27 protein-coding genes and 1 riboswitch are annotated in these 25,145 nt (G+C 74.6%); of the genes, 13 read left to right on the forward strand and 14 right to left on the reverse strand.

The features are described from left to right. Nucleotides 1-5: 5 nt before the first annotated feature. The 7 genes from ACIQUR_RS10130 to ACIQUR_RS10160 all read right to left on the reverse strand — a co-directional run bounded on the left by ACIQUR_RS10130 (nucleotide 6) and on the right by ACIQUR_RS10160 (nucleotide 8,496). A complete protein-coding gene (locus ACIQUR_RS10130) occupies nucleotides 6-1,445 on the reverse strand; it encodes a cobyrinate a,c-diamide synthase (RefSeq protein ID WP_403661222.1) in 1,440 nt (479 codons plus the stop codon). Then, entirely contained in the window at nucleotides 1,439-2,038 is a 600-nt protein-coding gene (gene cobO, locus ACIQUR_RS10135) for a cob(I)yrinic acid a,c-diamide adenosyltransferase (RefSeq protein ID WP_403661224.1), read from the reverse strand. Before cobO ends, ACIQUR_RS10130 begins: the two co-directional genes overlap by 7 nt. Beyond that, a complete protein-coding gene (locus tag ACIQUR_RS10140) occupies nucleotides 2,038-4,167 on the reverse strand; it encodes a putative cobaltochelatase (RefSeq protein WP_403661227.1) in 2,130 nt (709 codons plus the stop codon). Before ACIQUR_RS10140 ends, cobO begins: the two co-directional genes overlap by 1 nt. Then, nucleotides 4,167-5,693: a cobyric acid synthase gene (locus tag ACIQUR_RS10145; protein WP_403661230.1), complete on the reverse strand. Its 1,527-nt coding sequence runs from the start codon at nucleotides 5,691-5,693 to the stop codon at nucleotides 4,167-4,169. The genes ACIQUR_RS10140 and ACIQUR_RS10145 overlap by 1 nt, the downstream gene beginning before the upstream one ends. Next, a complete protein-coding gene (locus ACIQUR_RS10150) occupies nucleotides 5,690-6,658 on the reverse strand; it encodes a cobalamin biosynthesis protein (RefSeq protein ID WP_403661233.1) in 969 nt (322 codons plus the stop codon). The genes ACIQUR_RS10145 and ACIQUR_RS10150 overlap by 4 nt, the downstream gene beginning before the upstream one ends. 35 nt (nucleotides 6,659-6,693) lie before the next feature. After that, nucleotides 6,694-6,839: riboswitch (cobalamin riboswitch) on the reverse strand. Between the two features lie 128 nt (nucleotides 6,840-6,967). Continuing rightward, nucleotides 6,968-7,219, reverse strand: a complete 252-nt coding sequence (locus ACIQUR_RS10155) for a hypothetical protein (protein WP_403661236.1) — start codon at nucleotides 7,217-7,219, stop codon at nucleotides 6,968-6,970. Between the two features lie 20 nt (nucleotides 7,220-7,239). Beyond that, the gene (locus ACIQUR_RS10160; RefSeq protein WP_403661239.1) at nucleotides 7,240-8,496 is read right to left on the reverse strand and encodes an anion permease; all 1,257 of its coding nucleotides are present in this window, start codon (nucleotides 8,494-8,496) and stop codon (nucleotides 7,240-7,242) included. A 376-nt stretch (nucleotides 8,497-8,872) separates the two neighbouring features. On the opposite strand from ACIQUR_RS10160, the gene ACIQUR_RS10165 reads away from it, so the two are divergent. Together ACIQUR_RS10165 and ACIQUR_RS10170 are read left to right on the forward strand one after the other, a co-directional pair. Further along, nucleotides 8,873-10,000 carry an alpha/beta hydrolase gene (locus ACIQUR_RS10165; protein ID WP_403661242.1) on the forward strand — a complete coding sequence of 376 codons (1,128 nt, stop codon included), beginning with the start codon at nucleotides 8,873-8,875 and terminating at the stop codon, nucleotides 9,998-10,000. A gap of 179 nt (nucleotides 10,001-10,179) precedes the next feature. Then, the gene (locus ACIQUR_RS10170; RefSeq protein ID WP_403661469.1) at nucleotides 10,180-11,502 is read left to right on the forward strand and encodes a hypothetical protein; all 1,323 of its coding nucleotides are present in this window, start codon (nucleotides 10,180-10,182) and stop codon (nucleotides 11,500-11,502) included. A 168-nt stretch (nucleotides 11,503-11,670) separates the two neighbouring features. Here ACIQUR_RS10170 and ACIQUR_RS10175 read toward each other — a convergent pair whose 3' ends face one another. Next, nucleotides 11,671-12,066 (reverse strand): VOC family protein, encoded by a 396-nt coding sequence (locus tag ACIQUR_RS10175; RefSeq protein ID WP_403661245.1) that lies wholly within the window; start codon nucleotides 12,064-12,066, stop codon nucleotides 11,671-11,673. 59 nt (nucleotides 12,067-12,125) lie between these two features. Beyond that, complete coding sequence (locus ACIQUR_RS10180; protein ID WP_403661248.1) at nucleotides 12,126-13,013, reverse strand: neutral zinc metallopeptidase; 888 nt, start codon at nucleotides 13,011-13,013, stop codon at nucleotides 12,126-12,128. A gap of 162 nt (nucleotides 13,014-13,175) precedes the next feature. Here ACIQUR_RS10180 and ACIQUR_RS10185 point away from each other — a divergent pair, with 162 nt between their 5' ends. The 9 genes from ACIQUR_RS10185 (at nucleotide 13,176) to amaP (ending at nucleotide 19,468) form a co-directional block, all read left to right on the forward strand. Continuing rightward, complete coding sequence (locus tag ACIQUR_RS10185) at nucleotides 13,176-13,904, forward strand: hypothetical protein (protein WP_403661251.1); 729 nt, start codon at nucleotides 13,176-13,178, stop codon at nucleotides 13,902-13,904. Between the two features lie 55 nt (nucleotides 13,905-13,959). Then, complete coding sequence (locus tag ACIQUR_RS10190; protein ID WP_403661254.1) at nucleotides 13,960-15,558, forward strand: ABC-F family ATP-binding cassette domain-containing protein; 1,599 nt, start codon at nucleotides 13,960-13,962, stop codon at nucleotides 15,556-15,558. Nucleotides 15,559-15,905: 347 nt separating this feature from the next. Continuing rightward, a complete protein-coding gene (locus tag ACIQUR_RS10195) occupies nucleotides 15,906-16,127 on the forward strand; it encodes a helix-turn-helix domain-containing protein (protein ID WP_018518904.1) in 222 nt (73 codons plus the stop codon). 129 nt (nucleotides 16,128-16,256) lie between these two features. After that, on the forward strand, nucleotides 16,257-17,036 hold the full coding sequence (locus ACIQUR_RS10200) for an enoyl-CoA hydratase/isomerase family protein (RefSeq protein WP_403661472.1): 780 nt from the start codon (nucleotides 16,257-16,259) through the stop codon (nucleotides 17,034-17,036). Between the two features lie 192 nt (nucleotides 17,037-17,228). Then, nucleotides 17,229-17,651, forward strand: a complete 423-nt coding sequence (locus ACIQUR_RS10205; RefSeq protein WP_399940345.1) for an Asp23/Gls24 family envelope stress response protein — start codon at nucleotides 17,229-17,231, stop codon at nucleotides 17,649-17,651. A 79-nt stretch (nucleotides 17,652-17,730) separates the two neighbouring features. Next, nucleotides 17,731-17,916 (forward strand): hypothetical protein, encoded by a 186-nt coding sequence (locus ACIQUR_RS10210; protein ID WP_399940348.1) that lies wholly within the window; start codon nucleotides 17,731-17,733, stop codon nucleotides 17,914-17,916. Nucleotides 17,917-17,920: 4 nt separating this feature from the next. Further along, a complete protein-coding gene (locus ACIQUR_RS10215) occupies nucleotides 17,921-18,298 on the forward strand; it encodes an Asp23/Gls24 family envelope stress response protein (RefSeq protein WP_403661259.1) in 378 nt (125 codons plus the stop codon). Next, entirely contained in the window at nucleotides 18,295-18,903 is a 609-nt protein-coding gene (locus ACIQUR_RS10220) for a DUF6286 domain-containing protein (RefSeq protein ID WP_403661262.1), read from the forward strand. The genes ACIQUR_RS10215 and ACIQUR_RS10220 overlap by 4 nt, the downstream gene beginning before the upstream one ends. Before the next feature lie 4 nt (nucleotides 18,904-18,907). Then, on the forward strand, nucleotides 18,908-19,468 hold the full coding sequence (gene amaP / locus ACIQUR_RS10225; protein WP_403661265.1) for an alkaline shock response membrane anchor protein AmaP: 561 nt from the start codon (nucleotides 18,908-18,910) through the stop codon (nucleotides 19,466-19,468). A 29-nt stretch (nucleotides 19,469-19,497) separates the two neighbouring features. On the opposite strand, the gene ACIQUR_RS10230 is transcribed toward amaP, so the two are convergent. The 5 genes from ACIQUR_RS10230 to ACIQUR_RS10250 form a co-directional block, all read right to left on the reverse strand. Beyond that, nucleotides 19,498-20,256 carry an SDR family oxidoreductase gene (locus ACIQUR_RS10230; RefSeq protein WP_403661268.1) on the reverse strand — a complete coding sequence of 253 codons (759 nt, stop codon included), beginning with the start codon at nucleotides 20,254-20,256 and terminating at the stop codon, nucleotides 19,498-19,500. A gap of 115 nt (nucleotides 20,257-20,371) precedes the next feature. Next, nucleotides 20,372-21,208 carry an SURF1 family protein gene (locus tag ACIQUR_RS10235; protein WP_403661271.1) on the reverse strand — a complete coding sequence of 279 codons (837 nt, stop codon included), beginning with the start codon at nucleotides 21,206-21,208 and terminating at the stop codon, nucleotides 20,372-20,374. Between the two features lie 126 nt (nucleotides 21,209-21,334). After that, nucleotides 21,335-21,568, reverse strand: coding sequence for a hypothetical protein (locus ACIQUR_RS10240; protein WP_399940366.1), 234 nt, complete (start codon nucleotides 21,566-21,568; stop codon nucleotides 21,335-21,337). A 63-nt stretch (nucleotides 21,569-21,631) separates the two neighbouring features. Beyond that, a complete protein-coding gene (locus ACIQUR_RS10245) occupies nucleotides 21,632-22,609 on the reverse strand; it encodes a DEDDh family exonuclease (RefSeq protein ID WP_403661274.1) in 978 nt (325 codons plus the stop codon). Between the two features lie 73 nt (nucleotides 22,610-22,682). Beyond that, on the reverse strand, nucleotides 22,683-23,309 hold the full coding sequence (locus ACIQUR_RS10250; RefSeq protein WP_403661277.1) for a TetR/AcrR family transcriptional regulator: 627 nt from the start codon (nucleotides 23,307-23,309) through the stop codon (nucleotides 22,683-22,685). Nucleotides 23,310-23,448: 139 nt separating this feature from the next. Between ACIQUR_RS10250 and ACIQUR_RS10255 the strand changes: the two genes are divergently transcribed. Both ACIQUR_RS10255 and ACIQUR_RS10260 read left to right on the forward strand, forming a co-directional pair. After that, entirely contained in the window at nucleotides 23,449-24,258 is an 810-nt protein-coding gene (locus ACIQUR_RS10255; RefSeq protein WP_403661280.1) for an acetoacetate decarboxylase family protein, read from the forward strand. Nucleotide 24,259: 1 nt separating this feature from the next. After that, nucleotides 24,260-25,144, forward strand: a complete 885-nt coding sequence (locus ACIQUR_RS10260; RefSeq protein ID WP_403661283.1) for an SDR family NAD(P)-dependent oxidoreductase — start codon at nucleotides 24,260-24,262, stop codon at nucleotides 25,142-25,144. Nucleotide 25,145: the final 1 nt, after the last annotated feature.

Genomic DNA, 25,145 nt, shown 5'->3' on the forward strand with positions numbered 1-25,145 from the left:
GGGCATCAGGATCCCGCCGGTCTCGCCCGGCCGGGCCCGTCCGCCGCGGCACGGCCCGCCGCCGCGGCCAGCCGCACCGCCACCGAGGGCGCCGCGGCCCAGTGCGTGTGCAGGTAGCTGGCGTGCACCCCGCCCCGTACGAAGCCCTCGACGCGCCGCTCCGGGTGCGTGAACCCCCACGCCGGCTCGGCACCCGCGCCGGGCTCGACCACTGTCCGGTGGAACTCGTGCCCGCGCAGCCGGCTGCCGGCCGCGGCCAGGGCGTTGTCGGTGAGGGCCACGGCCTCGCGGTAGCCCAGGGTGAGGCGCTCCGACATCCGCGCGTCCGCGTCGAGCACCCCGCACATCGGCTTGCCGTCCAGGGAACGGGCCAGGTAGAGCAGGCCGGCGCACTCCGCGGCCACCGGAGCACCGGAGGCCGCCAGTTCGGCCACGGCCTTCCGCAGGGGCTCGTTGGCGGCCAGCTCGGGGGCGTACACCTCGGGGAAGCCGCCGCCTATCACCAGACCGCTCGTGCCCTCGGGCAGCGCCTCGTCCCCGAGCGGGTCGAAGGCGACGACCTCCGCCCCGGCGGCGCGCAGCAGCTCGGTGTGCTCGGCGTACGAGAAGGTGAACGCCGGCCCGCCGGCCACGGCCACGACCGGCCGCCCGGCCGGGGTGCCCGCGCCATCCGCGGCACCAGCGCCATCCGCGGCACCCGCGACGGACGCCACCGCCTCCCCGGCCGACCACGCCTCCTCCGCCAGCGGCGGCGCGGACCGGGCCAGCGCCAGCAGCGCCTCCAGGTCGCAGCCCGCCCGCACCTGGTCCGCCAGGGCCCGTACGGAGTCCAGGGCGTCCGCACGGCGCTCGGCCACCGGCACCAGACCCAGGTGCCGGGACGGCGCCGCCACCTGCGGAGCGCGCCGCAGCACGCCCAGCACCGTGGCGCCCGCCTCCTCCAGGGCCTCCCGCAGCATCGCCTCGTGCCGGTCGGAACCGACCTTGTTCAGGATCACGCCCCCGAGCCGCACCTGCGGGTCGAAGGACGCGAAACCGTGCACCAGCGCCGCCACCGACCGGGACTGCGAGGACGCGTCCACGACCAGGACCACCGGCGCCCGCAGCAGCTTCGCCACCTGCGCGGTGGACGCCAGCTCGCCCTGCCCGGCCGCACCGTCGTACAGGCCCATCACGCCCTCGACCACGGCCAGGTCGCAGCCGGCCGCCCCGTGCGCGAACAGCGGGCCGACCATGCCGGTCCCGCACATGAAGGCGTCCAGGTTCCGGCCCGGCCGGCCGGTGGCCAGCGCGTGGTAGCCGGGGTCGATGTAGTCGGGGCCCACCTTGTGCGGGGAGACGGCGAGCCCGCGCTCGGCGAAGGCCGCCATCAGCCCCGTCGCGACGGTGGTCTTGCCGCTCCCCGACGAGGGAGCGGCGACGACCAGACGCGGGATCCTCACCACTCGATGCCCTTCTGGCCCTTCTGGCCGGCGTCCATCGGGTGCTTGACCTTGGTCATCTCGGTGACCAGGTCCGCGAACTCCACCAGCTTCTCCGGCGCGTTGCGGCCCGTGATCACCACGTGCTGCTGCCCCGGCCGGTCCCGCAGCACCTCGATGACCTCGTCCACGTCGATCCAGCCCCAGTGCAGCGGGTACGCGAACTCGTCCAGCACGTACAGCCGGTGGGTCTCCGCGGCCAGGTCGCGCTTGACCTGCTCCCAGCCCTCCCGCGCCGCCTGCTCGTTGTCGAGCTGCGCGTCGCGCTGCACCCAGGACCAGCCCTCGCCCATCTTGTGCCAGACGACCGTGCCGCCCTTGCCCGTCTCGCCGAGGGCCTTGAGGGCGTTCTCCTCGCCGACCTTCCACTTCGCGGACTTGACGAACTGGAACACCCCGATCGGCCAGCCCTGGTTCCAGGCCCGCAGCGCCAGGCCGAAGGCCGCGGTGGACTTGCCCTTGCCGGGGCCGGTGTGCACGAAGACCAGCGGGCGGTTGCGGCGCTGGCGCGTGGTCAGACCGTCGTCCGGGATGACGGTCGGCTGTCCCTGGGGCATTACGCGGCCCTCCTGTCCGTGTGGTGGAAACCGGGCGCCCGCCTGTCGGCGCGCCCGTCCGTACGCATGTCCTTCACCAGGCCCGCGAGGGCGTCGGCCCGCAGCCCCTCCAGGGTCACGGCCGTCCCGCCCAGGTCGGCGGCCAGCCGCCCGGCCAGGCCCAGCCGCACCGGGCCGGTCTCGCAGTCCACGACCACCGAGGCGGTCCCCTCGCCGGCCAGCAGCCGTGCGGCGCGCGCGGCCAGTCCCACCGCGTCCGGGCCGGCGGTGGCCCGCCCGTCGGTGACGACCACCAGCAGCGGCCGCCGGGACGGGTCGCGCAGCCGCTCGATCCGCAGCGTCTCGTGGGCCTTCAGCAGCCCCGCGGCGAGCGGGGTGCGGCCGCCCGTCGGCAGCAGTTCCAGCCGGGCCGCCGCCGCGTCCACCGACGAGGTGGGCGGCAGGGCGAGTTCGGCCCCGGCACCCCGGAACGTGATCAGCCCCACCTTGTCGCGCCGCTGGTAGGCGTCCAGCAGCAGCGACAGCACCGCGCCCTTGACCGCGCCCATCCGCTGCCGGGCCGCCATCGACCCCGACGCGTCGACCGCGAACAGCACGAGGTTGCCCTCGCGGCCCTCCCGCGTCGCCTGCCGCAGGTCGTCCCGGCGCACCACCAGGCCGGGCCCGGACCGCCCGCGGGCCCGCTGGTGCGGGGCCGCGGCCCGTACGGTGGCCGCCAGGTGGAGCTTCGTCAGCTGGCCCCGGGGGCGCTGGGACCCGGTGGTCCGCCCGTGCGCCGTACGCGCCCTGGACCGCCGCCCGGCCGCGCCCTCCCCGAGCCCCGGCACGCTCAGCATCCGGGTGCGGAAGGGCTCGGCGGCCCCCACGGCCGCCTGCTCGGGCGCGCCGGCCGCCGCGGGGGCGGGGGCGGTCTCGCCGGGGGCCGGCTCGCCGGTCGCGGGCGGCTCCGGCGCACCGTCGGCGCCCGTCTCCTCGGGACCGCCGCCCTGGGGCGGCACGCCGCCGCCGTCCGGACCGCCGTCACCGGGACCCCCGGGACCGCCCTCCGGACCGTCGCCGCCGCCGTCACCGTCCCCCGGCCCCTCCGGCTCCGGCTCGGGCTCCGGCTCGTCGTCGGGGAAGCCGTCCAGGATCCGGTCGAGCTTCTCCTCGTCCAGCCCCGGCGCGTCGAAGGGGTTGCGGCGCCGCCGGTGCGGCAGCGCCAGCAGCGCCGCCTGCCGCACGTCCTCCTTGCGCACGTCGGTCCGCCCCGCCCACGCGGCGAGCGCCGTCGCGGTGCGCGCCATCACGATGTCGGCGCGCATGCCGTCCACCTCGAAGCCCGCACAGGTCGCCGCGATCATCAGCAGCGCCCCGTCGCCCAGCCGCACCCGCGGTACGAGCGCCCGCGCGGCCACCACCCGGGCGCGCAGCTCCGCCTCCGCGCCGGCCCAGCGCACCGCGAAACCGGCCGGGTCCTCGTCGTACGCCAGCCGGCGGCGCACCACCTCGACGCGCAGCTCCGGCTCCCGGGAGGCGGCCACCTCCACGGTCAGCCCGAACCGGTCGAGCAGCTGCGGCCGCAGCTCGCCCTCCTCCGGGTTCATCGTGCCGACCAGCAGGAAGCGGGCCGCGTGCCGCACGGACACGCCCTCCCGCTCCACGTACGAGGCACCCATCGCCGCCGCGTCGAGCAGCAGGTCGATCAGGTGGTCGTGGAGCAGGTTGACCTCGTCGACGTACAGGATCCCGCGGTGGGCGTCGGCCAGCAGGCCCGGCTCGAAGGACTTCACGCCGTCCGCCAGGGCCCGTTCGATGTCCAGGGCGCCGACCAGACGGTCCTCGGAGGCGCCGACGGGCAGTTCGACCATCCGCGCGGGGCGCGCCTCGCCGGCCGCGTCGCCGTGCGGTCCGTCCGGGCAGCCCGGGTCGGGCGCCGCGGGATCGCAGCTGAACCGGCAGCCGCCCACCACGGCCACCTCGGGCAGCAGCGCCGACAGCGCGCGCACGGCGGTGGACTTGGCGGTGCCCTTCTCGCCCCGGACGAGCACGCCGCCGACCGCCGGGCTGACGGCGTTCAGCAGCAGCGCCAGCCGCAGGTCGTCCATCCCGACGACCGCGGTGAAGGGGTAGTGGGTCTGGACGGTCATCAGGGCGCCCCCGGAGCGATGAACGGGAGACCGGCCGGAGCGCCGGTCTCGATGAGCCGCAGCAGCGCGGCGGTGTCGGCGTGCTCCTCGACCAGGTCGCCGAGGAGGTCGAGCTGTTCTTCGCGCAGCGCCCCGAAGGACGTGTCGGGGGACGGCACGAACCGCCGCCCGGCCTGGGCCGCGACCTCCCGCAGGAACGCCCGGCGGAAGCCGTCCGACTCCAGCGAGCCGTGCCAGTGCGTGCCCCACACCGCACCCACCCGGCACCCGTCCAGGAACGGCTCGCCGCCCCGCACGTCGGCCACGCCGTGGTGGATCTCGTACCCCTCGACGGCCTCGCCCAGCGCCTCGCCGACCGGCCGCGCCAGGGTCTTCTCCCGCTCGAAGCGCACCCGTACGGGCAGCAGCCCGAGCCCCTGGACCGAGCCGGCCCGGGATTCCACCTCGTCCTCGATGTGCTCGCCCAGCGCCTGGAAGCCGCCGCAGATCCCGAGCACCGGCCGGCCCTCGGCGGCCCGCCGCAGCAGGGCGTCGGCCAGCCCGCGCTCGCGCAGCCACTGGAGCGCCTTCACCGTCCCGCGGGTGCCCGGTACGACGGCCAGGTCGGCGTCCGCCAGCTCCTCGGGACGGTCCACGAACCGCACCACCACGCCCGGCTCGGCGGCCAGCGCGTCCACGTCCGTGAAGTTCGACATCAGCGGCACCGCGCAGACCGCGACCCGCAGAACGTCCTCGCCGACCGGCGGGGCCACCACCGACTCGCGGACCGCGCCGCGCAGCGACACGCGCAGCCCGTCCTCCTCGTCGATGCCCAGCCCGTGCCGGAACGGCAGCACGCCGTACGTCGCCCGGCCGGTGAGCCCGCGCAGCATCTCCAGGCCAGGCTCCAGCAGCGAGACGTCGCCCCGGAACTTGTTGACCAGGTAGCCGGCCACCAGCTCCTGGTCCTCGGCGCCGAGCAGGGCGGTGGTGCCGAAGAACGACGCGAACACCCCGCCCCGGTCGATGTCGCCGACCACGACGACCGGGAACCGGGCGGCCCGCGCGATGCCCATGTTGACGATGTCCGTGCGCCGCAGGTTGATCTCCGCCGGACTGCCGGCCCCCTCGCAGATCACGGCGTCATACGTGCCCCGCAGCTGCTCCAGGCAGTCCGTCACCACGCCGAGCAGCTGCTCCTGGCGGCCGCCGTGGTAGCCGCGCGCGCTCATCTCGCCCACCGGGCGGCCCAGCAGCACGACCTGGCTGGAGCGGTCGCTGCCCGGCTTGAGCAGCACCGGGTTCATCAGCGCGGTCGGCTCCACCCGGGCCGCCTGGGCCTGCATGGCCTGGGCGCGGCCGATCTCGGCGCCCTCGCGCGTGACGAAGGAGTTGAGGGACATGTTCTGCGCCTTGAAGGGCGCGACCTTCACGCCCTGCCGGGCGAGCCAGCGGCAGATGCCGGCCGTGACGACGCTCTTGCCCGCGTCCGAGGTGGTGCCGGCGACCAGCAGTCCGCCGCCGAGCCGTGCCGAGGAGCCGCTCATGCCCTGCCTTCCTGGTGGGTGCGCGCGACGCGCGCCGCGAGGGTCCGGCCGGCCACGCAGGCGCCCAGCGCCAGCCAGGTGACCCGCCGGGAGAGCCGTACCGCCCGTTCGATGTCCGGGACGGCGACCGGGCGGCCGGCCGCGCCGTTGAGCACCGGCCGGTGCTCGACGCGTCCGCCGTACGCGAGGGTGCCGCCCATCCGTACGCCGAGCGCCCCCGCGAAGGCGGACTCGACCGGTCCGGCGTTGGGACTGGGGTGCTTGGCGGCGTCCTGCCGCCAGGCCCGGACCGCCCCCCGACGATCCGGGCCCGCCAGCACCGCCGCGGCGGCCGTGAGCCGGGCTCCCGGCCAGCCCGCGAGGTCGTCCAGCCGGGCCGAGGCCCAGCCGTAGCGCAGGTAACGGGGCGACTTGTGGCCCACCATGGCGTCCAGGGTGTTCACCGCGCGGAAGGCGGCGAGTCCCGGCACGCCCGCGACCGCGCCCCAGACCAGGGCCCCGACCACGGCGTCCGAGGTGTTCTCGGCGACCGACTCCACGACCGCCCGCGCGATCTGCTGCTCGTCCAGCGCGTGCGGGTCGCGCCCGCACAGGTGGGGCAGGCGTTCGCGGGCCACGTCGGTGTCGCCGGCGGCCAGCGCCCCGCCGATGGCCCGCGCCTCGCGGGCCAGCGAGGTGCCGCCGACCACCGCCCAGGTGGCGGTGGCGGTCAGCGCGATACGGAGGGGGGCGGGCCGGGAGCGCACGGCGCGGGCGCCGAGCGCGCCCAGGGCCGCCGCACCACCGGCGCAGAGGAGTGTGTGGAGTGCGCCGCGGCCCCGGTGGTCGCGCCAGAGGGCGCGTTCCACTGCGGCGGCGGCGCGACCGAAGGCGGCGACGGGGTGCCCGCGGCGCGGATCACCGAGGATCCGGTCGCCGATCAGGCCCGCCGCCGCGCCGTACGCGAACACGCGGTCGGCACGCATGGCAGGTATGTCCTCACTCAGGGTCCGCGCCCTGGTTCGACGTAAACCGGCGGTGAGAGTTCCTGGCTCCCGGGGCTGGTGTGCTCCCCGGTGACAGTGGCGGGACCGCGCCGGATTCGCACCGGACTTCCTCTCCTGCCGCCGTGATGGCTCGGGCAGTCCACCACGCACCGCGACAGCCCGTCAACTTGCCGTTGACCTGCCCTTAAGGGAACGCCCGGGGGAGTGCGGGCCCGACCGGGACGACGCGCCGCGGCACGCAAAAGAACTCCCCCGCGGGTGTCCCGCGGGGGAGTTCGGGCCGTCAGGTCAGCTGACGATGAGGTAGATGCCGTACGCCACGGCCGCCGCGCAGAGCGCGAAGGAGGCGTACGCGCCCGTGCGGGCCAGAGCTGCTCCCCCTCGGCCTTCGGCCTGGGAGGTACCCCCATCGCCCTGCTCGGTGGCCGCCTCGTGCTTCGAGAGGCCGACGATGCCGAGGGTGAACAGCGTCACCAGGAGCACGGTGGCCGACAGGCTCACGCCGAAGACGGAGCCGAGGGCTGCCCAGTCGATGTCCATACCGCTTGATCCTCTGTGGTTCAGACCGCGGCGGCCGGGGCCGCCGGGGACTCGGGGTGCTGGGAGGGGGCCGGGATGGTGGCCTTGAGGTCTTCGTCCGCGACGGCGGCGGTGGTGCCGGCCGGCGGCGGGGTCACGGCCGCGATGGCGGTGGTGACCACACCGGGCTCCTCGGCGTCCACGTCGTTGACGTTGTTGTGGTCGACGACCTGGCGGCGGGAGACCAGCCAGATGGCGAGGCAGGAGCCGACGAGGAAGACCGCGACGGCGGCGACGCCCCAGTCGCCCTGGCGGGTGACCAGCTCGGCGCCGGCGCTGACCAGCGCGGCGGCCGGCAGGGTCAGGCCCCACGCCACGAACATGCGGGTGGCGGTGGACCAGCGGACCACGCCGCCCTTGCGGCCGAGGCCGGCGCCCATGACCGCACCGGAGCACGAGTGGGTGGTGGAGAGGGAGAAGCCCAGGTTGGAGGAGGCCAGGATGACGCTCGCGGCCGAGGTCTGGGCGGCGAAGCCCTGCTGCGGCTGGAGGTCGGTCAGGCCCTTGCCCATGGTGCGGATGATGCGCCAGCCGCCGAGGTAGGTGCCGAGGGCGATGGCCAGACCGGCGGAGACGATGACCCAGACCGGCGGGTTCGCGTCGGGCGCGATGGCGCCGCCGGCGATCAGGGCCAGGGTGATGATGCCCATCGTCTTCTGCGCGTCGTTGGTGCCGTGCGCCAGGGAGACCAGGCCCGCGGAGGCGATCTGCCCGGCGCGGTAGCCCTTCGCGGAGGTCTTCTCGCCGACCTGGCTGCCCAGCTTGTACGTGACCTTGGTGGCCAGCATCGCTGCCACGCCGGCCACGATCGGGGCGGCGACGGCGGGGATGAGGACCTTGGTGACGACGACGCCGCCATTGACGGCGCCGATGCCCGCGGACGCGACCGCGGCACCGATCAGACCGCCCATCAGGGCGTGGGAGGAGCTGGACGGCAGTCCGACCAGCCAGGTCAGCAGGTTCCAGAGGATCGCGCCGACCAGGGCGGCGAAGATCACTTCGGGCTGGATGCCCTCCTCGTTGACCAGGCCCTTGGAGATCGTCTTGGCGACCTCCACGGACATGAACGCGCCGACGAGGTTGAGCACGGCGGACATGGCCACCGCCGTCTTGGGCTTGAGAGCGCCAGTCGAGATGGTGGTGGCCATCGCGTTGGCGGTGTCGTGGAAACCGTTCGTGAAGTCGAAGACGAGAGCGGTAACGATCACGATCCCGAGGAGAAGCGTTATGTGCTCCATTTACCCAGGCTTCTGTTTGAGGTCAGTGGCTTCGTTGAACGTAGGCAACCTGAGTGAACGGAAGATGAACTGAGGCGGGCGGACCGGTGTACCGGATCGGCGCCCCACGGGACATTTTGTGCCGATTGTCTGGTCGATGTCCGTAAATATGCACGTCAGGGCGAGGTGAGCGGCCCGCTCCCGTGATGGAAACGGAACCATCGGAGGGCCGCCGCGAGGCCCGCGGGAGACGCAGATCACGCGGCTGCCGGCGGCCCTCCGACCAGCCGTAACCGGACCGCTCCGGCCGGTGACCGTCATGCGGCGCCTCCCTTCCGCCCCACCCTCCCGAGCCGCTCCGCTGGCCGCCCGGCCCCCGCCCGCCGACACTGGAGCCGTGCGCACCGCTACAGCGACGGCAGCGGCCGTCACCACGCTCATAGGTGCCGGAGCGGCCGCGGTCGCCGTCGGCAGGTACGTCGGCGACGCGGCCCTCCGCCCCGCCCCCGGCCGCCCCCTCCCCGGCGGCCCCCGGCTCAGCGTCCACGGCGCGGCCGACGGGCAGGTGTCCCTGACCCGCTCCCTGGCCGCCCTGCGTCCCGGCCGGTACGGACTGGTCGCGCCCGGCGTGCACGCCGTCGTCGGCCAGGTGCTCGCGGAGGCCCCGCACGACCCCGACACGGTCGTCCGCCACCTCGAACGCGTCACCCACGGCAGCCTCGCCACCGGCAGCCGGGTCCACTTCACCCCCGCGCTCCACGTCGGCGACCCCGGCTCCGCGCTCGGCCTGGAGTACGCCGACGTCGACGTGCCCGGGGAGCTCGGCGCGCTGCCCGCCTGGTTCGTGCCCGCCCCCCGCCGCACCTGGGTGATCACGGTGCACGGCCTGGGCGCCACCCGCGAGCACCCGATGAACCTGATGCCGTTCCTGAACGCCGCACGGCTCCCGGTGCTCGACCTCGCCTACCGCAACGACCTCGGCGCCCCCGCCTCCCCGGACGGCCTCGGCCACCTCGGCGAGTCCGAGTGGCGGGACCTCGACGCGGCCATCCGCTACGCCGTCCGCTTCGGCGCCGACCGCGTGGTCCTCCACGGCTGGTCCACCGGGGCCTCGATGGCCCTGCACGCCGCCGCCCGCTCCGCGCTCCGCGACCGCATCGCCGGCCTGGTCCTCGACTCGCCCGTGCTCGACTGGCACCGCACCCTGCGCAACCTCGCCGCCGCCCGCCGCACCCCCGCCCCGCTGATTCCCCTCGCGGTCCGCGCCGCCGAGGGCCGCACCGGGCTGCGCGGCGACCGGCTGCCGGAAGCCGCCGACCCCGCGGGGCTGCGCGTCCCCGTCCTCGTGCTCCACGGCCCCGACGACGCCCTCGCCCCCTACGAGCTGTCGCGGAACCTGGCCGACCGCCGCCCCTCGCTCGTCACCCTCCACACCGTCCGGGACGCACCCCACGGGGCGATGTGGAACGCGGACCCCGCCGGCTACGAAGAGGCCCTGCGCCGCTTCCTCACGCCCCTCATGTGACCCCGCCCGCCACAGTTGGCGTGAACACGCCCGTGGTAACGGCCGGTTCCGTTTGGGCTTTCGGCCGGTGAAGGGCGAGACTGCTCCCCGTGACGTCCCGAAAGCCTGATGAGCAGTTGGCGCGCGACTCCAGACTCCGACTCGTCTCCCCGCGCTCGGTGGCCACCGCCCGCAAGGCGGTGACGAACCGGCGCACCCGGCCGGCCCCCCGCCCGCCCGCGGGCACCCCGGGCCCGGCCGAACTCGCCAACCGCGCCAGAGCCTCACTCGCGGACGAGGTACGCCTCACCCGCTGGGCGGCCGAGCACCTCGGCGGCGGCACCGGCGCACCCCACCCGCGCACCACGGGCACCCTCCCCTCCGACGCGGTCGAACGCGCCGCCGGAGAGCTGCGCCTGACCCCGGGCCAGATCCGCGCCGCCTGGGACCGCGCCCGCCTCGCCGGACTCGTCGAGGTCCACGGCACCAGCGCCCGCCCCGGCTGGCGGCTGCGCGCCTGGGACAGCGACGACGCCGCCGTACTGCGCGGCTGGGTCGCGCTGTTCGACGCCTGGTCCCTCATCCACCCCGCGCCCGACGGCGTCGCCCCCGCGGCGGTCGCCGAGGTGGTCGAGGCGATGCCCCAGCTGCTCTCCCTCCTCCAGCTCTCCGCGGGGCCGGTCACCGTCCCCGCGCTCCTGGACCTCCTCGGCCAGCGCGTCGCCGAACTCCACGACGAGCGGTGCGAGGTCCCGTACGAGGGCCCCGAGGACGAGGCCGCGGGGCCGGCCCCGGACACCGCCACCCTCTCCCGCCTGCTGCGCTGGGCCCTCGGCGCCCTCGCGGCCGTGGACGCGCTCACCCTCGGGCCCGCCCGCGCCACCCTCACCCCCCTCGGCAGCTGGGCGGTCTGGGTCAAGCTGGAGCAGATCTGCGTCGCCGCCCAGAGCCCGGCCGGGAACATCGAACAGCCCGCCGCCAACATGCTCCTGGGCTGCGCCCGGCTCACCCCCGGCCCGGCCCGCGCCGAGTACCGCGCGTGGCTCGCCGCCCGGCCGGTCGGCAGCGCCATCGCCGAACTCCTCCAGGCCGCCCGCGGCGAGGACGCCCTGCTGCGCGGCCTGGCCTTCGAGGCCCTGCGCGTGGTCGGCGCCCCCGCCGAACCCGAGGTGCGGGCCGCGCTGGGGGAGCCGGCGCTCCGCCCGTACGCGCTGCTCTGGCTCGCCGAGCACGAGGGCGCCGACCCCGAGGACGCGCAGGACGTGCTCACGCGCGAGGAGCAGACCTGGCTCTGGGTGGACACCGCCGCGGCCGTCGCCGACCACGGCGAGAACGAACTCCTGGTCCGCCACCTGGACTCGGCGGTGCGCACCACGGTGCCCCACCTGCTCGACGAGGTACGGGCCGTCGGCCACCCCCGCACCGTGCAGGTCCTGGTCGCCCTCGCCGCCGCCCACCCCGACCCGGCCCTGGCCAAGGCGGTCCGCCGCGCGGCCTTCCAGGTCCACACCGGGGGAGTCTGACACCGCCGCGCCCCCTGCGGCGGCTCCGTGTCCTGCGCCGGAGCCACCCCGCGAGTGGACCGGAGGGGCCCCGGCGAGGGGGCCGGCCGCGCGGGCCCGTGAGGAACGGGCGTGCCTGCACGGCCGGACCCCCTTCCGGGCATTCAGGCGCCCGGAGGCGAGGGAGCCCTAGAAGGAGGGCACGTAGGTGCCGAAGCTCCAGACGTTGCCCTCTTTGTCGCGGGCCAGGTAGTCCCGCGAGCCGTAGTCCTGGTCCGTGGGCTCCATGAGGATCTCCACGCCGTGTTCCACGGCCCGGCGGTGGTGCGCGTCGACGTCCTCCACCACGACGTACACGCCCGTCGGGCCGGCCCCGGCCATGGCCTTGTCGAAGGCGCTGCCCGTGCCCTTGCTGCCGAGCATCACCACGCCGTTCCCGTACGACAGCTCCGCGTGCGCCACCGCGCCGTCGTCCCCCTCGTACACCGCGACCCGGGTGAAGCCGAAGGCCTCGGTCAGCAGCTGGAGGGCGGCCTTGGCGTCCGCGTACAGCACCGTCGGACAGATGGAGGGACTGCCTGCCATGACGTCACTTCCTCTCGTGAACGTGACCCACGGCACAGTCTGCCAGCCGGGTGTGACAGTCAGCGGAAGGTGTTGCACTGGGCCATGTCGCCCGTCCGGTACCCCTGGTAGAACCACCGCTGGCGCTGCTCTGCCGAGCCGTGGGTCCACGCCTCCGGCATGACCCGGCCCTGGAACTTCTCCTGGATCCGGTCGTCGCCCACGGCCGCCGCCGCGCTCAGCCCGTCCTGGATGTCCTCGTCCGTCAGCCTGGTGATCAGCGTCCGGCCCTTCTCGTCCGGCGTGCGCGTCGCGTGGTGCGCCCACACGCCGGCGTAGCAGTCGGCCTGCAGCTCGACCCGCACCGCGTTGCTGTTCGCCCCCTGCCGCCCGTCCTGCGCCTTGGCCAGCGTGCCGGTCAGGTTCTGGATGTGGTGCCCGTACTCGTGCGCCACCACGTACGCCTGCGCGAACGGCCCGCCCGACGCCCCGAACTTGGTCCGCAGCTCCTCGAAGAACCCGAGGTCGAGGTACACCTTCCGGTCCGCCGGGCAGTAGAAGGGGCCCACCGCCGAGGTGGCCGCGCCGCACGCGGTGCCCACCCGGTTCGCGAAGAACACCGTCCGCGCCGGGCTGTACTCCCCGCCGCGCCGGGTGAACTCCTGCCGCCAGAAGTCCTGGGCGCTGTTGACCACCGCGACCATCCGGCAGTCCTCCCGCGCGTTCGCGTCCCGCCCCTTGAGGCAGGCCTGCTGCACCTCGGAGACCGTGGACGCCGTGGCCTGCGGCTCGGAGTCGCCGGACGAGAGGCCCAGCTGCTCCGGCCCCACGCCGAAGATCATCCCCAGGACCAGCGCGATCAGGGCGCCGATGCCGCCCCCGATCGTCGCCTTCCCGCCGGGGATACGGCTGCCGCGCACATCCTGGACCTCCGACGTGTCCAGGTCGGCGTCGTCGTCGAACTGCATCCCGCACCGCCCTCGCTCGGGTAACCCACCCCCTCATCCTGGGCCGCCCGGCGCCGCACGGCCCCGGACGGGCACCCGAACGGGGGACCCCGGACCCGCGCGCACCGGACGGCCCGGCCGGGGCGCGCCCCGGCCCCGCCGGCGCCACTAGGCTCGGCGCCCGTGTCCGCCCTTCCCCGAGGCGCCAGGGCCGCGTTCCCCGCGCTCCTCGCGCTCCTGCTCGCGCTCCCCGTCGCCGGTGCCGTCCACCGCTCCGGCGCCACCCCCTACGGGGACCGGCTCACCCGGCACCCCGCCCCGGCCGCCGCGGCGGGGGCGCCCGTGCTGCGCATCGAGGGCCCGGCCGTACGCGCCTACGGGCCCGGGCCCGGCCGCACCCCCCTGTGGACGTACCGGCGCGAGGCCAGGACCCCGGTGGCCGTCCTCGCCGCCCCGGGCCACGCCCTCGCCCTCTGGGACGACGGCATGGTCACCGACACCGACCCGCGCGGGGCGGTCCGCTGGCACCGGGTCGTGCCCGGAGCCGCCGAGGGCGCCCTGTGGGCCCTCGACCCCGGCACGCGGATGCTGGCCGTGGTCACGCCCGGCCGCGTCACCGCGTACCGCACCGACGACGGCGACCTGCGGTGGACCTTCCCCGCCCCCGCCGACTGCGCCTTCCGGCCCCGCGGCCTGCTGCGTCTCGGCCGGGTCCTGCTCGTCCCGCGCCCCTGCCGGGACCCGGCCCGCCCCTGGACCGAGGGCCTGGTCGCCGTCGATGCGCTGGGCCGCGTCAGCCCGACCCGCCGCCCGCTCGGCAACGAGCGCCCGCGTGAGGCCACTCACAGCCCCGAAAAGCAGTTGCGCACCGCCGTTAGACTTAACCCCATGGCAAATCTCCTCGCGGATTAGCGGCGTCGAAGCTCGCTCCCGCCCCCTTCCGTCCCGTCCGCACTGGAGTATTTCCGTGATCACCGCTTCCGGCATCGAGCTGCGCGCCGGCGCCCGCATCCTCATCGAGAACGCCTCGTTCCGCGTCGCCAAGGGCGACCGCATCGGCCTGGTCGGCCGCAACGGAGCCGGCAAGACCACCCTCACCAAGTGCCTGGCCGGCGAGGGCCAGCCCGCCGGCGGCACCATCTCCCGCTCCGGCGAGGTCGGCTACCTCCCGCAGGACCCGCGCACCGGCGACCTCGACGTCCTCGCCCGCGACCGGATCCTGTCCGCGCGCGGCCTCGACGTGCTGCTCAAGAAGATGCGCGCCAACGAGGACCGCATCGCCAACGGCACCGGCGCCACCCGAGACAAGGCCCTCAAGCAGTACGAGCGCCAGGAGACCGAGTTCCTCACCAAGGGCGGGTACGCGGCCGAGTCCGAGGCCGCCACCATCTCGGCCGCCCTCGGCCTGCCCGACCGGGTGCTCGGCCAGCCGCTGCACACGCTCTCCGGCGGTCAGCGCCGCCGCGTGGAGCTGGCCCGGATCCTGTTCTCGGACGCCGACACCCTGCTCCTCGACGAGCCGACCAACCACCTCGACGCCGACTCGATCACCTGGCTGCGGGACTACCTCAAGACCTACCGCGGCGGCTTCATCGTGATCTCCCACGACGTCGAGCTGGTCGAGACGGTGGTCAACAAGGTCTTCTACCTTGACGCCAACCGCTCGGTGATCGACGTCTACAACATGGGCTGGAAGCTCTACCAGCAGCAGCGCGAGGCCGACGAGAAGCGCCGCAAGCGGGAGCGCCAGAACGCCGAGAAGAAGGCCGCGGCCCTCAACGCCCAGGCCGACAAGATGCGTGCCAAGGCCACCAAGACCGTGGCCGCCCAGAACATGGCCAAGCGCGCCGACCGCCTGCTCGCCGGCCTGGACGCCGTACGCGTCTCCGACAAGGTCGCCAAGCTGCGCTTCCCCGAGCCGGCGCCCTGCGGCAAGACCCCGCTGACGGCCGAGGGCCTGTCGAAGTCCTACGGCTCCCTGGAGATCTTCACCGACGTCGACCTGGCCATCGACAAGGGCTCCCGCGTCGTCATCCTCGGCCTCAACGGCGCCGGCAAGACCACGCTGCTGCGCCTCCTCGGGGGCGTCGAGGAGCCGGACACCGGCCAGGTCACCCCCGGTCACGGCCTGAAGCTCGGGTACTACGCCCAGGAGCACGAGACCCTCGACCCCGAGCGGAGCGTCCTGGAGAACATGCGCTCCTCCGCGCCGGACCTCGACCTCGTCGAGGTCCGCAAGGTGCTGGGCTCGTTCCTGTTCTCCGGCGACGACGTGGACAAGCCGGCCGGCGTGCTCTCCGGCGGCGAGAAGACCCGGCTGGCCCTGGCCACGCTGGTGGTCTCCTCCGCCAACGTGCTGCTGCTCGACGAGCCCACCAACAACCTCGACCCGGCCAGCCGCGAGGAGATCCTCGGCGCGCTGCGCACGTACAAGGGCGCCGTCATCCTCGTCACGCACGACGAGGGCGCCGTGGACGCCCTGGAGCCGGAGCGGATCATCCTGCTGCCGGACGGCGTCGAGGACCTGTGGGGTCCGGACTACAAGGACCTGGTCGCCCTCGCCTGAGTCCCGGCGGCGGCCCCGGGTCCCGGCGCCCGGGTCCCGGCTGCGGCCGGTGCCGCCTCCCTGCCGAATGATCCAGAGCGTTCTGGATCATTCGGCTCATGCGTGATCCATCATCTGAGTGAGACCGTCTGGTACCTCTGCGTGCACGGCGTCGCTCCCCGCCTCCCGGCGGGGAAAAGAATCACCAGGTCAGGGCCGTCAAAGATCCGGAGCAGTTGATTCCGCTCGTGACGGCCGCAGCACCCGCGGAAAAAGCCCCCCGACGGACCTTGTCGAATGGGTGGCCAGGAAGGCCACGAGGGGTGATCATGAGAAGTCCAGAGCGCACTTCCCATGAGGAGGCACGGGTGGCCGAGACTCTGAAGAAGGGCAGCCGGGTGACCGGCGCCGCGCGCGACAAGCTCGCGGCAGACCTGAAGAAGAAGTACGACTCCGGTGCGAGCATCCGGGCGCTGGCCGAGGAGACCGGCCGTTCCTACGGCTTCGTCCACCGGATGCTCAGCGAGTCCGGAGTCACGCTGCGCGGTCGCGGTGGCGCCACGCGCGGCAAGAAGGCTGCCACGGCCTGACCGGGCCGCGACCAGCCGCGGATCACAACCCGCCGTCACGACCTTCGGTGACCCCCGGCCGCCCCCACGGTCGGCTGGGTGGTTACTGTGCAGTCACTTATACGTGTGGCTGCTCTCCCGGAGGCGCTGATGGCTCTGCTCGACAAGGACGGCGTACGGCTTACCGTCGAAGACACGGTCGCCACGGTGACACTGACCAATCCGGCCAAGCGAAACGCTCAGTCCCCCGCGCTCTGGCGGGCGTTGACGGAGGCCGGACGGCTGCTGCCGGGTACCGTGCGGGTCGTCGTCCTGAGCGGTGAGGGCAAGTCCTTCTCCGCCGGACTCGACCGGCAGGGGTTCACGCCCGAGGGCTTCGAGGGAGAGCCGTCCTTCCTCGACCTGGCCCGGGGCTCGGACGAGCGCCTCGACGCGACCATCGCCGAGTACCAGGAGGCTTTCACCTGGTGGCGTCGGAACGACATCATCACCATCGCCGCCGTACAGGGGCATGCCGTCGGCGCGGGCTTCCAGCTGGCCCTCGCCTGCGATCTGCGCGTCGTCGCCGATGACGTGCAGTTCGCCATGCGCGAGACGAGTCTGGGCCTCGTGCCGGACCTGACCGGCACGCACCCGCTGGTCTCCCTGGTGGGCTACGCCCGCGCCCTGGAGATCTGCGCCACCGGCCGCTTCGTCCAGGCGGAGGAGGCCGAGCGGATCGGCCTCGCCAACCTGGTCGTCCCCGGGGAGGAGCTCGGCGCCGCGGTCCAGGACCTCGCCGCCGCGCTGCTCGCCGCCCCGCGGGACGCGGTGATCGAGACCAAGAACCTGCTGCGGGGTGCCGTCGCGCGCTCGTACGAGGACCAGCGCGCCGCCGAGCGTGCCGCACAGGCCCGCCGCCTGCGCGACCTGGCGGGCCTCTCGGACTGACCCCGGACCCGGTCCCGGCCGCCGTACGGGCGTCCGGGGCCGGACGCCCGTACCACCGCCGCGCGTGCCGGCGGACCGCACCGCCGGTCCGCCGGCACGCGCGCGTTCGCGGCCGTCCGAGGTTTTCGCGAGGCGCGTCCGGGCAACCGCGCTTACGGTGGGTGGAGCCCCGAACACCCAGGAGGGATCGCGATGACCGAAAGCGACACGGGCAAGCGCCTCCCCGAGCCCGGCAGCCGCGGGCGCACCACCATCGCCGACGGCGTGGTCGAGAAGATCGCCGGACTGGCGGCCCGCGAGGTGGTCGGCGTCCACGCCATGGGCAGCGGGATGTCCCGCACCTTCGGCGCCGTACGGGACCGCGTCCCCGGGGCGGCGAAATCCGTCTCGCGCGGCGTCAAGGCCGAGGTCGGCGAGGTGCAGACCGCGCTCGACCTGGAGATCGTCGTCGACTACGGCGTGTCGATCAGGGACGTGGCCCGGGCCGTCCGTGAGAACGTCATCTCGTCGGTGGAGCGGATGACCGGCCTGGAGGTCGTCGAGGTCAACATCGCCGTCACCGACGTCAAGCTGCCCGACGAGGAAGACGAGGAGCCGGAGTCCCGGCTCCAGTAGCGCACCGACATCGCGGCGGGCCTGACCCGCCGGAACGCCGTCCGCCGAAGAGCGTGACCCGCCGAGAGGAGCTCTCGCGATGAGCATGGCCGTGGTCGGCCTGTTGGCCGGGATGGGGCTGGGGTTCGCCGGGTACTTCGGCGGCTTCGGTGCCTTCCTGCTGGTGGCGGCGCTGGGCGCCGTCGGCTTCGTACTGGGCCGGTTCCTCGACGGGGACCTGGAACCGGGCGACTTCTTCCGCCCCCGCGACGACCGGCGCAGGTGACGGGGTGACCACGTCCACGCCCGCACCCCGGCCCTCCCGCACCGCCGCCGTCCCGGTCGCCGAGCGCGGGTCCACCCGGATCGCCGACCGCGTCGTCGCCAAGATCGCCGCCCAGGCCGCGCGCGAGGCGCTGCCCAGGGCGGCGCGCGTCGGCACGGCACCGCACGCGACCGTCACCGTGCACCACGACATCGCACGCGTACGGATCAGCCTGGAACTGCCGTACCCCGGCGACCTCGGTGCCCAGTGCGCCGCCGTACGCCGGCACGTCGCCGCCCGCGTCGAGGAGCTCGCCGGCATGGCCGTGCCCGAGGTGGACATCGACGTCGAGCACCTGCACTCCGTCCACACCCAGCCGTCACCGCGGGCCGGGCTCCGGTGACCGGCCCGGTCCCGACCCTCGGCGGGCCGGAGACGGCGGAGGACGCCGCGGCCCCGGCCCCGGCCCGCGCCCGGCGGTTCTGGTCCGCCCGCCGGATCCCGGCTGCCCTCACCGCGCTGGTCCTGCTCGGCGGGTCCGCCCTCCTCCTCTACGACGTGGCCGCGGTACGCGCCGACCGCCCCGGCATGGAGTGGCGGCACTCCCTCGCCGACTTCCTGGAGCGGCACACCCTCGACGATACGGCCGTGACGGCGGGCGCCGCGGTGCTGGTCGCGGCCGGCGTGCTGCTGCTGGTCCTGGCCCTCACCCCGGGGCTGCGCCGCCTGCTGCCGATGCGTTCGCTGCCGGGGGTGCGTGCCGGGCTCACCCGCAAGGCCGCGTCCCTGGTGCTGCGGGACCGGGCCATGGAGGTGTCCGGGGTGCAGTCGGCGCGGGTGGCGGTGGGCCGGAAGCGGGTCACGGTGCGCGCCGCCTCGCACTTCCGCGAACTGGACGACGTACGCGAGGACCTGGACCACGTACTGGCCGTCGGCATGGCCGAGCTCGGGCTGGCGCACGCCCCCCGGCTGCACGTACGGGTCACCCGTCCCGCGGGGAAGAGGTGAGCGGATGCGGCGGCTCGGGGTGGTCAACCGGATCGTGCTCGGGCTGCTGGGCCTGCTCCTGGTGGCCCTCGGCGCGGCGCTGCTGGGCGGGCTGTGGCCCTGGTCCGGCCGCGCCGACGTCGTGCTGAGCCAGGCGGAGCGGGAGCGGTACCAGGCCGAGGGCTGGTGGTGGTGGGCGGTGCTGGGCGGACTGGCGCTGTGCGTCCTGCTCGCCCTGTGGTGGTTCCTGTCCCAGCTGCGCCGGTCCCGGCTGGCGGCGCTGCTGGTCGACACCGGCGACGGGGCCTTCGCCCTGCTGCGGGGGAAGGCCATGGAGCGGGTGGTGTCGGCGGAACTGGCCGCGGTGGACGGCGTGGCACGGTCGCATGTCACCCTGCACGGCCGGCGCAGCGCGCCCTCGGCGCGGGTACGGGTGCTGCTCGCCCCGCACGCCGTGCCGGCGGACGCCCTGGACGTGCTGGCCGACCAGGCCCTCGCCCACGCGCGCGAGGCGACGGGCCTCGCGGAGCTGCCCGCGGAGGCCCGCTTCGACGCGGAGTCCCACCACGCCCGACGCGTCACCTGACCGGCCGGGCGCGGTGTCCGGTCGCCCCGTCAGAAGCCGCGCAGGGCTCCGCCGTCCACCGGCAGCATGACGCCGGTCACGTACGAGGCGGCGGGGGACAGCAGGAAGGCGGCCGTACGGCCGAACTCCTCCGGGGTGCCGTAGCGGCGCAGCGGGATGCCGGCCTCGTTCCGGGCGCGGCTGGCCTCGGCGTCGCCGGACAGCTCGTCCAGCGCCCGCATCCGGTCGGTGGAGATCCGCCCGGGCAGCAGGCCCACCACCCGGATGCCGCGCGGCCCCAGGTCGGCGGCCAGCGACTTGGCGAACCCGGCGAGCCCGGGGCGCAGGCCGTTGGAGATGGCGAGCCCGGGGATCGGCTCGTACACCGAGGACGACAGCACGAAGCCGATGACCCCGCCCTTCTCCAGCTCGGCGGCGGCCGCGCGGGCCAGGCGCACCGCGCCGAGGAAGACGGACTCGAAGGCCGCCGTCCACTGTTCGTCGGTGTTGTCGGCGGAGAAGCCCGGCGCCGGGCCGCCGACGCTGACGAGCACCCCGTCGAAGCGGCCGAACCGCTCGCGGGCGGCGGCGATCAGGCGCCCGGCGGCGGCCGGGTCGGCGTTGTCGGCCGCGACGCCGAGGGCCACGTCCGCGCCGAGACCGGCGGCGGCCTGCGCGACCCCCTCGGCGTCACGCCCGGTGACGACCACCTTCGCGCCCTCCGCGACCAGCTCGCGGGCGGTGGCCAGGCCGAGGCCGCGCGAGGCCCCGGTGACGACGTACACACGGTCCTTCAGTCCAAGATCCATGGCCCCATCCTGCCGTGTCCGCCTCCGCGAAGGGAGCGGCGCGGGCGCCCGGGACGCCGGACGGGGGTGAACCGGGGACGCCGGACGGGGGTGACCCGGGGACGCCGGACGGGCGTCACGCCGGGGCGGGCTGCTCCGCGCCACCGGACGGGTCACCGCCGGACGGGTCGGCACCTGACGCACCGGCACCGGCCGCAGCTGCCGCCGCCTGCTCGCGGTCCCGCTTCTCACGCCGTACCAGGATCACCCAGCCCAGCGGCACGCCCGCCGTGAACAGCCACCACTGCACGGCGTAGGCCATGTGCGGGCCGATGGAGTCGTGGTCCGGCTCCCCGATGGGCTCGGGTCCGCCGGCGGCCGGCACCGGGTCGGTGAGTTCGACGTACCCGCCGAGCACCGGCTCGTGCAGCAGCGCGGACTGCTGGGCGCTGTTGATGAGCATGACCTGGCGGTCGGGCAGGCCCTTGAGGTCCTTGATGCCGCTGGCGCCGGTGGTCTCGTCCGCCTTGAGCCGCCCGGTCACGGTCACCTGCCCCCGGGGGGCGGGCGGTACGGCCGGGTAGGCCCGCTGGTCGTCCGCGGCCGGCACCCAGCCGCGGTTGACGAGCAGCACCCGGCCGTCCGTCAGGACCAGGGGCGTGAGCACGTGGACGCCGAGCCGGTCGTCGGAGGAGGTGCGGCGGCGTACGACGACCTCGTGCGCGGTGTCGTACGTGCCGGTGGCGGTGACCCGGCGCCAGAGGTCGGCGCGCGGCACGGTGTGGCCGGGGGAGGTGAGGGAGGTGACCGGAACGGGCGGCGCGGCGAGGTTCCGCGCGATCAGCCCGTTCTGCGCGACCCGGTTCTCGTGGCGGTGGAACTGCCAGAAGCCCAGCTCGATCATCACCGGGACGAGGAGGAGGGCGAGGAGGGTGAGGCACACCCACTGCCGGGTCAGTACAAAGCGGTACACGCCACCGACGGTACCCGGAGCGCGGAAGACCCCGGCGAGCGGCCCCCACCCACACCTGCTGGGCGGTGGGGCGGGAGACCGTCCTCCGGGGTCGCGATCGGGTGCCCGTGCGGCGGCCCGGGACCGTCACACGTGGTCGACGATGCCCACCTTCCCCTCCGCGCGGGCGCAGTGCCCGCCGCAGTACCAGTGGCCCTCGACCTCGACGCCCTGCCCGATGATCTGGACCCGGCAGTGCTCGCAGATGGGCGCCATGCGGTGGATGGCGCAGGAGAAGCAGTCGAAGACGTGCACGGCGCCCTGCGCGTGCACCTCGAAGGACATGCCGTAATCGTTTCCGCAGACCTCACAACGTGCCATGCGCCACAGGGTGGGACCCGCGGGTCGCGGCCGCCCGGCGCGCGGCGGCGAGTCGTCCGACCGTCACCCGTCTGCCGGAGCCACGTCCCGCAGCAGCTGGGTGTAGGCGGCCTCGTCGACGACGGGCGTGCCGAAGGACCTGGCCTTGAGGATCTTGGAGGTGGCCGAGTCGGGGTCGTTCGTCACCAGCAGGCTGGTGAGCCGCGACACACTCGTCGCCACGTGCAGTCCGGCCTCGGCGGTCCGGTCCTCCAGCAGGTCCCGGTCCACCGAGGTGTCACCCGAGAAGGCGATGCGCATGCCCTGCTTGAGCGGTTTGCCGTCTTCGTACCGCCCCGGGTTCGGGTGCGGGCACGGCGGCCGCTTGCGCGAGGGCCGCCAGCTGACGGACCGGTAGGAGGCCTGGTGGCCGATGCGGGGGGTGACCGGGGTGTCCGACCACTCCGTCAGCGGCCGGCACTCCAGCAGCGGCAGGCGCACGCCGTCCCGGGCGGCCGCGTGCAGCGACGGCCGGAACGCCTCGGCCAGCACCCGGGCGTCGTCCAGCGCGTGGTGCGCGCGCTGCTGGACGACGCCGAAGTGGGCGGCCAGCGACTCCAGCTTGTGGTTGGGCAGCGGCAGCCGCAGCTCCTTCGACAGGGCGATGGTGCACAGCCGCTGCCGCACCGGTGCCGCCCCGGCGGCCCGCGCGTACTCGCGGGCGATCATCTGCCAGTCGAACATGGCGTTGTGCGCGACGAGCACGCGGTCGGCCAGCCGCTCGGCGAACTCCTCGGCGATGTCCCGGAAGAGCGGCGCGCCCTCCAGCACCTCACTGGTGAGTCCGTGGATCCACACCGGTCCCGGGTCCCGCTCGGGATTGACCAGCGTGTACCAGTGGTCCTCCACGTTGCCCTGCGCGTCGAGCCGGTAGACGGCGGCGGACACTATCCGGTCGTCGCGAGCGAGCCCGGTGGTCTCCACGTCGACGACCGCGTACCCCTGCGGGTACGCGGCCGGCCACGTCGTCTCTGCGGTCGTACGGTCGTCGAGCATGGTCACAGAGGATACGGGCCCCCACCGACACCCCGCTGCCCGCATCAGGCAGCCGGGTTCCGCGACGAGCCCCCGGCGCTCACCGGGACGGCGGGCCGAGCAGGGCCGTCGCCAGGGCTCCGACCGAGAGGAGGAAGAGGCGTTCGGGGTCGGGCGGGCGGGACAGGGCGCGGGAGAGGGCAGGGTCGCCGGGGAGGGCGCCCGGTTCCCACAGGTCGGTCTCGGCGGGGGACTGGACCGGGGACCGCTCGCGGTTGCGCTCCACCAGCACGAAGCCGACGACCTGGAACTGGATGGCCCGTACGGCGTCCGCGGCGCGGGTGCCGTGCAGACCGGCCGCCCGCACCTCGTGCACCAGGGCCTGCTGGGCCGGCAGGAACATCCGCTCCGTCAGGCCGCGTTCGTGGACCATCGCGATCAGGTGGGGCCGCGCGCGCAGCTCGCGGCGCAGCCGCCGGGCCACCGAGACCACGCGCTCGGCGGGGGTGCGGCCGGTGGGGGAGATGGCGCCCATGTCCTGGACCGTGCGTGCGACCAGGGCGTCGAGCAGCGACTCGCGGTTGCCGACGTGCCAGTAGATCGACGTGACGGCCGTGCCCAGTTCCGCGGCCAGCTTGCGCATCGTCAGGGCGGCCGGACCGTGCTGTTTGACCAGCGCGGCGGCGGCCTCCAGGACCTCGTCGCGGGTCAGCGAGCTTCTGGCCATCGTGCCTCCCGGTGGCTCCGGCCCGCGACGGCGGCCGGATCTGGCGGAGCGTCAGTTTTGGTGCGTGCAGCGGTCTTTACCCTTCATCGGTGCCGGTGTAACTGTGTTACAGAACCGACGACGAAGGGGTGGTACACCCATGGCACGCGTACGGTACGGAGCGCGCACCGAGGCCGAGATCGCCGCGTCACGCGCCAAGAGTTCCCAGCTCCCCGACATCTGGTCCACCGGCGTGGTGGCCGTCTGGGAGACCGACCCCGACGTGGTGGCGGCCGTCCTGCCGCCGCCCCTCAAGCCGGCCGAGCGCCCCCTGGTGCGGGCCAACATCAGCAAGGTCGACCTCCCCGGCTACCCCCTCGGCGCCGGATCGGTGGCCGTCGCCGCCCGGCACGGAGGCGTCGACGGCTGGTACCCGCTGGTGATGCCGATGACCCACGAGCGCGCGCTGACCGGCGGCCGCGAGGTGTTCGGCGAGCCGAAGAAGCTGGGCGAGGTCACCGTCGAGCGCGACGGCCTCGTCGTACGCGCCTCACTCGCCCGGCACGGCATCGCCTTCGTGGAGGTGCGCGGTGCCGTCGGCGGCGCCCTGCCGCTCCCCGAGCCGGTCCGGAAGACCGACTTCTACTTCAAGTTCCTGCCCGCCGTCGACGGCTCCGGCTTCGACGCCGACCCCGTGCTCGTGCACTGCACGCGCAACGAGAAGGTCCGCAGGCTGGAGAGCGTCACCGGTGACGTGGTGCTCCGCGAGTCGATGTACGACCCCGTCGCCGACCTCCCGGTCCGCCGCCTCGTCGAGATCACCATCGGCGAGAAGACCACCGACCAGCAGGGCCGCGTCGTCGAGCGGGTCAGCGCCCAGGCCCTCCTGCCGTACCTCCACCAGCGCTACGACGACCCGCAGCAGGCATTCGACGCACCCCCTCCGGGAAGTGCGGAAGGGAGCGTGTGACATGCGCCTCGAAGCAGGCCAGACCGCCGTCGTCACCGGCGCCGCCGGCGGCATCGGACTCGCCATGGCCCGCCGCTTCGCCGCCGAGGGCCTCCGGGTCGTCCTCGGAGACGTCGAGGAGGGCGCGCTCGCCAAGGCCGCCGGCGAACTCGCCGCCGACGGCGCGGAGGTGCTCGCCAACGTGGTCGACGTCAGCGACCGCGACTCCGTCGTCTCGCTCGCCGACGCCGCGTACGAGACCTTCGGCGCCGTCCACGTCCTGTGCAACAACGCCGGCGTCGGCTCCGGCGCCGAGGGCCGCATGTGGGAGCACGAGCCCAACGACTGGAAGTGGGCCTTCTCCGTCAACGTCTGGGGCGTCTTCCACGGCATCCAGGCCTTCGTCCCGCGCATGCTGGCCGGCGGCGCCCCCGGGCACGTCGTCAACACCTCCTCCGGTGACGGCGGCATCGCCCCGCTGCCCACCGCCTCCGTCTACGCCGTCACGAAGGCCGCCGTCGTGACCATGACCGAGTCGCTGTACGCCCACCTCAAGGCCGAGGGCGCGGGCATCGGGGCCTCCGTCCTCTTCCCCGGACCCCACATGCTGCGCACCGGCCTGTGGGAGTCCCACCGCAACCGCCCCGAGCGGTACGCGAAGCAGCGCCCGCGCAAGACCCCGTACCGCAGCCTCGACCAGTACGAGGCCGCCATGCGCGCGGCCGGCCACGAGGTCCACTTCACCCCGGTCGAGGAGGTCGCCGAGCACGTCGTCGACGGCATCCGCGCCGACCGCTTCTGGATGCTCCCGGCCAGCGAGCACAGCGACCGGCAGATCCGCGCCCGGTCGCAGTCGATGCTCGACCGCGCCAACCCCGCGTACCTGGAGAGCTTCATCCTCGACTGAG

It is taken from the genome of Streptomyces sp. NPDC101132 (assembly GCF_044759225.1).
Classification (GTDB): Bacteria; Actinomycetota; Actinomycetes; order Streptomycetales; family Streptomycetaceae; genus Streptomyces.

What these genes read in the sequence shown, in the direction of transcription:
- cobO (WP_403661224.1), bottom strand. Translation starts at nt 2,038, where the DNA reads ATGCCCCAGGGACAGCCGACCGTCATCCCGGACGACGGTCTGACCACG.
- ACIQUR_RS10140 (WP_403661227.1), bottom strand. Translation starts at nt 4,167, where the DNA reads ATGACCGTCCAGACCCACTACCCCTTCACCGCGGTCGTCGGGATGGAC.
- ACIQUR_RS10145 (WP_403661230.1), bottom strand. Translation starts at nt 5,693, where the DNA reads ATGAGCGGCTCCTCGGCACGGCTCGGCGGCGGACTGCTGGTCGCCGGC.
- ACIQUR_RS10150 (WP_403661233.1), bottom strand. Translation starts at nt 6,658, where the DNA reads ATGCGTGCCGACCGCGTGTTCGCGTACGGCGCGGCGGCGGGCCTGATC.
- ACIQUR_RS10155 (WP_403661236.1), bottom strand. Translation starts at nt 7,219, where the DNA reads ATGGACATCGACTGGGCAGCCCTCGGCTCCGTCTTCGGCGTGAGCCTG.
- ACIQUR_RS10160 (WP_403661239.1), bottom strand. Translation starts at nt 8,496, where the DNA reads ATGGAGCACATAACGCTTCTCCTCGGGATCGTGATCGTTACCGCTCTC.
- ACIQUR_RS10175 (WP_403661245.1), bottom strand. Translation starts at nt 12,066, where the DNA reads ATGGCAGGCAGTCCCTCCATCTGTCCGACGGTGCTGTACGCGGACGCC.
- ACIQUR_RS10180 (WP_403661248.1), bottom strand. Translation starts at nt 13,013, where the DNA reads ATGCAGTTCGACGACGACGCCGACCTGGACACGTCGGAGGTCCAGGAT.
- ACIQUR_RS10200 (WP_403661472.1), top strand. Translation starts at nt 16,257, where the DNA reads ATGGCTCTGCTCGACAAGGACGGCGTACGGCTTACCGTCGAAGACACG.
- ACIQUR_RS10205 (WP_399940345.1), top strand. Translation starts at nt 17,229, where the DNA reads ATGACCGAAAGCGACACGGGCAAGCGCCTCCCCGAGCCCGGCAGCCGC.
- ACIQUR_RS10210 (WP_399940348.1), top strand. Translation starts at nt 17,731, where the DNA reads ATGAGCATGGCCGTGGTCGGCCTGTTGGCCGGGATGGGGCTGGGGTTC.
- amaP (WP_403661265.1), top strand. Translation starts at nt 18,908, where the DNA reads ATGCGGCGGCTCGGGGTGGTCAACCGGATCGTGCTCGGGCTGCTGGGC.
- ACIQUR_RS10230 (WP_403661268.1), bottom strand. Translation starts at nt 20,256, where the DNA reads ATGGATCTTGGACTGAAGGACCGTGTGTACGTCGTCACCGGGGCCTCG.
- ACIQUR_RS10240 (WP_399940366.1), bottom strand. Translation starts at nt 21,568, where the DNA reads ATGGCACGTTGTGAGGTCTGCGGAAACGATTACGGCATGTCCTTCGAG.
- ACIQUR_RS10250 (WP_403661277.1), bottom strand. Translation starts at nt 23,309, where the DNA reads ATGGCCAGAAGCTCGCTGACCCGCGACGAGGTCCTGGAGGCCGCCGCC.
- ACIQUR_RS10255 (WP_403661280.1), top strand. Translation starts at nt 23,449, where the DNA reads ATGGCACGCGTACGGTACGGAGCGCGCACCGAGGCCGAGATCGCCGCG.
- ACIQUR_RS10260 (WP_403661283.1), top strand. Translation starts at nt 24,260, where the DNA reads ATGCGCCTCGAAGCAGGCCAGACCGCCGTCGTCACCGGCGCCGCCGGC.